4 protein-coding genes are annotated in these 5,247 nt (G+C 69.6%); all 4 read left to right on the top strand.

Annotation, left to right across the window (positions count from 1 at the left end; genetic code table 11):
* The first annotated feature begins 451 nt into the window (after positions 1-451).
* The 4 genes from BSP109_RS16230 to BSP109_RS16215 are packed head-to-tail and all read left to right on the top strand — an operon-like array spanning position 452 to position 5,134.
* Positions 452-1,726, top strand: coding sequence for a hemin ABC transporter substrate-binding protein (locus BSP109_RS16230; protein WP_101601984.1), 1,275 nt, complete (start codon positions 452-454; stop codon positions 1,724-1,726).
* The gene (locus BSP109_RS16225; RefSeq protein ID WP_101601982.1) at positions 1,723-2,934 is read left to right on the top strand and encodes an iron ABC transporter permease; all 1,212 of its coding nucleotides are present in this window, start codon (positions 1,723-1,725) and stop codon (positions 2,932-2,934) included. Before BSP109_RS16230 ends, BSP109_RS16225 begins: the two co-directional genes overlap by 4 nt.
* Positions 2,931-3,770, top strand: a complete 840-nt coding sequence (locus tag BSP109_RS16220; protein WP_101601981.1) for a heme ABC transporter ATP-binding protein — start codon at positions 2,931-2,933, stop codon at positions 3,768-3,770. The genes BSP109_RS16225 and BSP109_RS16220 overlap by 4 nt, the downstream gene beginning before the upstream one ends.
* Positions 3,767-5,134 (top strand): hypothetical protein, encoded by a 1,368-nt coding sequence (locus BSP109_RS16215; RefSeq protein ID WP_101601979.1) that lies wholly within the window; start codon positions 3,767-3,769, stop codon positions 5,132-5,134. The genes BSP109_RS16220 and BSP109_RS16215 overlap by 4 nt, the downstream gene beginning before the upstream one ends.
* The last annotated feature ends 113 nt before the right edge of the window (positions 5,135-5,247 follow it).

The following is a 5,247-nucleotide window of genomic DNA, read 5'->3' as shown; positions in this document are numbered from 1 at the left end:
GACTGTTCCTTCAGCAGCCTGTGCCGGGGCGAAGGGGAGCGCGATGCTCGCCATCCCGACCGTGACCGCGGCCGCGAGCGCTCCGTATCGGCGCGCACTGCCGGAAGCAGATGTCCTCATGATGTCTCTCTCCACTCGTCGTCGTGAGTGCTCCAGGTCTGTGACCTGGAGCGCCACAGGGGGACGCACGCCTGCGCACCCGCCGGGCCGTCGTCAGCCCAGGTCTGGGCGTCCGAAAGGGAATGCTCACCTCATTGAGGTGAGGCTGACTTCGCCAAGGTTAGGTTTACCTTGCCGTCGTGAGTTACAGTAACGATGTCGAGTCTTGGAATCAAATGTGAACTTCGTGCTCATCACGTCAACGCGACGCGGAGGGGCCACGCAGAGAAGTCCGGGACCACCCCCGCAGCAGCGCACCAGCAGTCGCCCGAGCCAGTGAGGACACACCGCCATGCCCGTCGGACCCGTGAGGAGGGTCTTCCGCACTCATCGCAGAGCAGTTCGCCGAACCGCCTGGATCGCGGGGAGCCTCGCCGTCGTCATCCTGCTGTGGGGCAACGGCTTCCACAACGTCGGTTCCAACAGCTTCGCGGCGAGCGATTCCTGCACTCCGGCCGCACCGCAGCCGGACCCGGATCCCCCGCAGCTGCCCGGGACACCTCGCGGGGACCTGCCTGCGCCCACGGAGATCCAGGGTCAGACGACCGCGTACACGGAGACCTCTGCGATCGCTCCCGTCGACGGGAACCCCGAACTCAGCCAGCGTCTGCCCGCCACGGTGACCAGCTCGGACGGACCCGAGCAGACGATCACGGACACCAGCCGCATCCTCGCCCTCAATCAGAACGGCGGACTCGCCGCGGCGGTCGTCGGGCTGGGGCTCGGCTGCAACCTGATCGGCCGTGACGTCGCGACGGACGTCGACGGGCTCATGCCCGGATCGGATGACCTCCCCCTCGTCACGCAGAACGGTCACGAACTGAACGCGGAGGCGATCCTCGACCTCGCTCCGACCGTCATCATCACCGACACGAGCATCGGCCCGTACGACACGCAGCTGCAGCTGCGCGCGGCCGGCGTCCCGGTCGTCTTCATCCCGCTCGGATACGAGGAGGGGGTCCACGGCGTCGAACCGCAGATCGAAGCGGTGGGCGACGCCCTCGGCCTGTCCGAGCTGGGCGAGCGCCTCGCTGACCGCACGAACACGGAGATCACCCGGACGATCCAGACGATCGGCCAGGAGCAGGCGCCCGCCGCCGTCGAGGACAAGCCCCGCGTCGTCTTCCTCTACCTGCGCGGAAGCATCTACTACTGGTTCGGCCGCGGCTCCGGTGCGGACACCCTCATCCAGGCGATCGGCGCCCGCGACGTCGCGACGGAAGTGGGCTTCGACGGCATGTCTCCGACGAACTCCGAAGCCCTCGTCAAGGCGGCACCGGACGTCATCATCGTCATGACCCTGGGGCTGGAGTCCGTCGGCGGCGTCGATGAGGCCCTCAAGCTGCCGGGGATCAGGCAGACACCTGCGGGGCAGAACAGTCGGATCGTCGACATGAGCGACTACGAGGTCATGAGCTTCGGCCCGCGTTCAGCCTCCGTGCTCGCGGCCCTGTCGACCGCCGTCTACGACCCGCAGAACTCCTATCAGCCCGAGCACGGCCCCGAGGCCGTCGAGAAGCGCGTCGACGAGATCCGTCAGGACCGCGAGGAAGGAGACGGCGAATGACCGTCCCCACAGACCACCGCGACCGCGCAGCAGTGCGCGGACGCAATGTGGTGCCGTCGGCAGCGGTGACGGGCGCCTCTCCGGTGCCTGACACCGCAGGCGCCGGATCCACGGACGAGGTGGGCACTCGGCACGTCGCACCTCCGGTGCGCCGCACGCGTGGAGCAGGCCGGACCCCGGCGAGCCTCCTCTTCCTCGTCCTCACGATCCTGCTGATCGCCACCACGCTCCTGTCCGCGATGGTCGGGCAGCTGTTCATCCCACCCCTCGAGGTCGTCGGCTCGTTCTTCCGCGGTCTGGGCCTCGACTTCGCCTGGCTGCCGGCGCCGGGCCAGCAGTTCGGCCACGAGGCACTGTGGGAGGTCCGCTTCCCCCGCGTGGCGATGACGATCCTCGTCGGCGCGGCACTGGCGGTCGCCGGGGCGCTCATGCAGGGCATCTTCGGCAATCCGCTCGCCGAGCCGGGGGTCGTGGGGGTGAGCTCCGGCGCAGCCGTGGGTGCGAGCTTCGCGATCCTCTTCGGCTTCACCTTCGCCGGCTCCTTCACCGTCCCCCTCTTCGCCTTCGTCTGCGGACTCGCCACGACCGCACTCGTCTACGGACTGGCCCGCGCGAACGGACGCACCGAGGCGGTCACACTCATCCTCACCGGCGTCGCCGTCAACGCGGTCGCCGGCGCCGCGATCTCGTTCATCGTCTTCAAGGCCCCCACGTCCGCACGCGAGCAGATCGTGTTCTGGCAGATGGGTTCGTTCAACGGCTCCCGCTGGGAGCAGGTGAGCGTGATCCTCCCGATCATCGTGGTGGCGTCGATCCTCTGCCTGTTCCTCTCCCGCCAGCTCGACCTGCTGGCGCTCGGCGAGAAGTCGGCACGACACCTGGGGGTCAATGTCGAGCGCCTGCGGATCATCGCGATGATCTACGTCGCACTCCTGGTGTCCGCCGCGGTCGCGTTCGCCGGCATCATCGCATTCGTGGGGCTCGTCGTCCCGCACCTCGTCCGCATGCTCATCGGACCCGGTCACCGCGCCCTGCTGCCGGCCTCCCTGCTGGGCGGCGCGGTCCTGCTCGTCATCGCGGACCTCGGAGCCCGCACCCTCGTGGAATTCGCGGACCTGCCGATCGGCATGCTCACCTCACTGGTGGGCGGACCGTTCTTCTTCTACCTGCTGCGCCGCAGCCGCGCGGCATCGGGAGGCTGGGGATGATCTCACTGCTCAAGGGGCCCCGTCGCCCCTCCCCCACCGCACTGGGGACGCACCTGATCAGTGTGCGCGACGCGGTCGTGGAGTTCGGTGAACGGCGCGTGCTCGACGGCATCGACCTCGACATCCGCACCGGCGAGGTTCTCGCGATCGTCGGCCCCAACGGCGCCGGCAAGTCGACGCTGCTCAACGTGATCACCGGCGATGCCGAGGTCGTCCGCGGCACTGTCGCGGTCGACGGAGCCGCCTGGCATGCGTGGTCGGGGCGCGAACTCGCCATGCGCCGGGCCGTGCTCCTCCAACAGGTCGACGTGTCCTTCCCGTTCACCGCGCTCGAGGTCGCGGAGATGGGGCGCTCGCCCTGGGCGAACCTGCCGGAGTCAGAGCACGACGATCGGATCGTCGCCGGCGCGATGGCCCGGACGGAGACCCGCGCCTTCACCGCACGGAGGTACTCGTCGCTCTCAGGCGGCGAACGCGCCCGCGTCGCTCTGTCGCGCGTCCTGTCCCAGACCGCCGCAGCGATGCTGCTCGACGAGCCCACCGCGGCGCTCGACATCCGCCATCAGGAGACCGTGCTGAGGACCGCGCGGGAGTATGCGAAGACCGGCTGCGCCGTCGTCGTCATCATCCACGACCTGGACCTCGCGGGCGCCTACGCGGACCGGGTCGCGGTCCTGTCCGACGGCCGCATCGTCGCCGACGGACCTCCCGAGGACGTCTTCACCGCGGGACTCCTCTCCCACGTCTATGACTATCCGGTGACGGTCGTCCCGGATCCCACCACCGGGGCACCCGTCATCGTGCCCGTCCGCTCATCCAAGAAGGAGACGCCATGAGGCCCGTCCCTCGGCATTCCGCGCGCGCACGACGCCGTGGCCCGCTGTCCCTGCTGTCCGCCATGGGAGCCGCACTCCTCGTCACGGCCGGTGCGTTCGCCGGCGTCATCGGCGTCACCTCCCCCGCGTCCGCGGCGGCGAGCGTCTCCGTCAGCGGGACGCCGGACGCCGACGGCGAGAGCCGTCTGGAGCTGTCCGGCTCCGGCTTCCAGTCCGTGCAGGGCGGGTTCGGCGGCATCTACGTGCTGTTCGGCTGGGTCGAGCCCGGCGGCGACTGGCGCCCCAGCAACGGCGGCAAGACCGGAGACGACTACCGCTATGTGTACGACGACGAGACGAAGCCGGCCGGCTTCCAGCTGTTCGTCACGTTCCCCGGCTCGTCCACCGCGTCAGCGGCGAACGGCGGTGAAGTGGCCTCCGACGGTTCGTGGAGCGGCACGATCCGTGTCCCGGGATCTCGCTTCACGACGTTCGACCGCTCGCAGAACGAGACCACGGTGGACTGCACCGAAGTGCAGTGCGGCATCATCACGATCGGCGCGCACGGCGTCGTGAACGCCGGGAACGAGACGTTCACACCGGTCGACTTCCCCGCGGCTGCGAGCGCTGCCGACGACGGCGGTGCCGAGGAGGACGGCGAGGGCTCCGACGCCGGCGAATCGGACGAGGCCGATGATTCCGGCTCGGAATCCGGTGACGACGCCGCCGAGGCCCCGGCCGACTCGCAGGACGCGCCGGCTCCCGCATCGGAAGGCACCGCGGACCAGGCGGTGCCGAGCGTCGACACCCCACTCATCGACCCGCAGCTGCTGGCTGATCAGCAGCGGCAGCAGACGCTGCTCACACTGCTCGTGGCGGTCGGGATCGTCCTCGCACTCTGCGTCTTCGCCCTGTCGTTCGGGATCGGCGGCTACCTCGCGATGAAGGCGCTCCTCCTGGGCGTGAACCCGGAGGCGCTCGAGAAGGTGCGCCAGAAGCGCGAGGAGCGAGCGGTCAGGGCCGAGCATCGACGGCGAAGGAAGGTGTCGGACCTGCGCAGGCGGGAGGAGATCCGCAGTCAGAGGGCGGAGGCCCGCAACGACGGCCTCACAGACCGCGCGGCGATGGGCTCCGCCGGTACGGGCAAGCACGCGGCCGGGACGCCGGCCGGCGAAGCGCGGCGCGACCACCAGGCTGCGGTCTGGGGCGACTACAACCCGACGCCGAAGGGCGCGACCTCCCCTCCGACGAACGAATCGTACGGTGCCGGCAGCGATGCGCTCATGAAGTTCTTCGAGGACGAATCCGCGAACGCTGCGCAGCAGAAGCAGAATGCGTCGACGATCGTGCTCGACCGCGTCGCCGACGAGGAGGGATCGAAGTGAAGAGTCTGATGCAGCGTATCGGCGCAGGCGCGGGGGCGACGGCGCTCGTCGCAGCCGTGGGGCTCGTCGGCTCCGCGAGCCCGGCGATGGCCGACACGGCTGCGGGGATCACG

Origin of the sequence: Brevibacterium sp. Mu109, from assembly GCF_900169375.1 — a bacterium.
Taxonomy (GTDB): Bacteria; Actinomycetota; Actinomycetes; order Actinomycetales; family Brevibacteriaceae; genus Brevibacterium; species Brevibacterium yomogidense_A.
Note: the sequence above shows the minus strand (reverse complement) of the source record. Positions and strands in the feature narration are given on the sequence as shown.